Source organism: Pseudomonas sp. BTN1, assembly GCF_001907715.1.
GTDB lineage: Bacteria > Pseudomonadota > Gammaproteobacteria > Pseudomonadales > Pseudomonadaceae > Aquipseudomonas > Aquipseudomonas paracarnis.
Genome location: NZ_MPBM01000069.1, coordinates 1 through 1,531, shown reverse-complemented (window position 1 = coordinate 1,531; position 1,531 = coordinate 1). Strand labels below are relative to the sequence as shown.

Genomic DNA, 1,531 nt, shown 5'->3' with positions numbered 1-1,531 from the left:
CCAGCTCAAGATCAAGAGCGGCTCGCTTCGCATCGTGGTTTGTATCACTGCACGTCCACCCGCTGCACCTGCAACCCCAACTGTTCATATGCCTGCACATCCGGTGCATCCCACTCGGTAATCAGCGTATGAATACGGCTGCATGGCGCCACCACAAAGGGTTCCACCGCGCCGAGTTTGTCTGAGGTGGTCACGGCGATGACGTGGGACGCGCTGTCGAGCAAGGCTTGCTTGACGGCGACTTCACCAAAATGCAGCGAGGTGATGCCCACTTGCGGGTGCAATGCGCACACTCCGGTGAACAACAGGTCGGCCTTGACGCTCTGGATCAGGCGCACCGCTTCATGGCCGCCGGTGGAGAGCGTAGCGGGGTTGAGTTGGCCGCCGGCCAGGATCACTTTTATATGCGGATGGTCGGCCAGGGCGATGGCGATCATGGGGGATGGCGTGACCACAGTCAGGTGCAGTGCATGGGGCAAGCACTGCGCAATCTGCAAGGTGGTGGAGCCAGAATCGAACAGCACGATCTGGCCGTCTTCAACCCGCTCCGCCGCCACGCGGGCGAGGTGGCGCTTGACCTCGTTGGTCTCGCCGACACGGGTAAAGAAATCCTTGCCGGTGTCCTTGGGCCGGGGCAGGGCGCCGCCGTGTACGCGTTGCAACAGGCCGGCGGCAGCGAGTTCGCCAAGGTCGCGGCGGATGGTGTCCTGGGACACGGCGAAATGCTCGACCAACTCAGATGCGGTGACCTTGCCGTCGCGTTCCAGCAGCAACAAGATCTTTTGTTTGCGCAGGGAAGGCAGGTCGATGGCTTGATGAGTGTTATGCATGTTTGTGCGCTTTATTGCGGGTTTGTGCGAGATTAATCGTCAGTCCATCTAAACGCAACGGCTGGTTGCCCACGCTCCTGCCGGTTACTCTCTGTGTTCAGTTCAGGGAGAGGTGACCCGATGCCGTTGATCACAACCATCGAAGACTTACGCAAGCTGGCGCAAAAACGTGTCCCCCGCATGTTCTACGACTACGCCGATTCCGGCTCCTGGACTGAGAGCACCTACCGCGCCAACGAAACTGATTTTGCGCGTATCAAGTTCCGTCAACGGGTGGCGCGCAATATCGACGAGCGTTCGATCCGCGCCAGTATGATTGGCCAGGACATGGCCATGCCCGTGGCGCTGGCGCCGACTGGCCTGGCGGGCATGCAGCATGCCGATGGCGAAATCCTCACTGCCCGTGCCGCTGCTGCGTTCGGGCTGCGCTACACCTTGTCGACCATGAGTATCTGTTCGCTGGAAGACATCGCCGAGCACGTCGGCCAGCCGTTCTGGTTCCAGTTGTATGTGATGCGCGACCGCAGTTTTATCGAGCAGTTGATCGAGCGCGCCAAGGCGGCCGGGGTGGATGCATTGGTGCTGACCCTGGATTTGCAGATTCTGGGGCAGCGCCACAAGGACTTGATCAATGGTTTGTCCGCGCCGCCCAAGCTGACCCTGCCGAACATTCTCAACATGATGACCAAGCCGCGCTGGGT

At 60.4% G+C, this 1,531-nt stretch carries 2 protein-coding genes; one reads left to right on the top strand and one right to left on the bottom strand.

The genetic code is table 11. From position 1 onward, the window contains the following. Nucleotides 1-44: 44 nt before the first annotated feature. The gene (locus BMH52_RS25870; protein WP_038449901.1) at nt 45-830 is read right to left on the bottom strand and encodes a DeoR/GlpR family DNA-binding transcription regulator; all 786 of its coding nucleotides are present in this window, start codon (nt 828-830) and stop codon (nt 45-47) included. Nucleotides 831-950: 120 nt separating this feature from the next. Between BMH52_RS25870 and BMH52_RS25865 the strand changes: the two genes are divergently transcribed. Continuing rightward, nucleotides 951-1,531 (top strand): alpha-hydroxy acid oxidase (locus BMH52_RS25865; protein WP_143192555.1); only part of this gene is annotated, 581 nt, incomplete at its 3' end.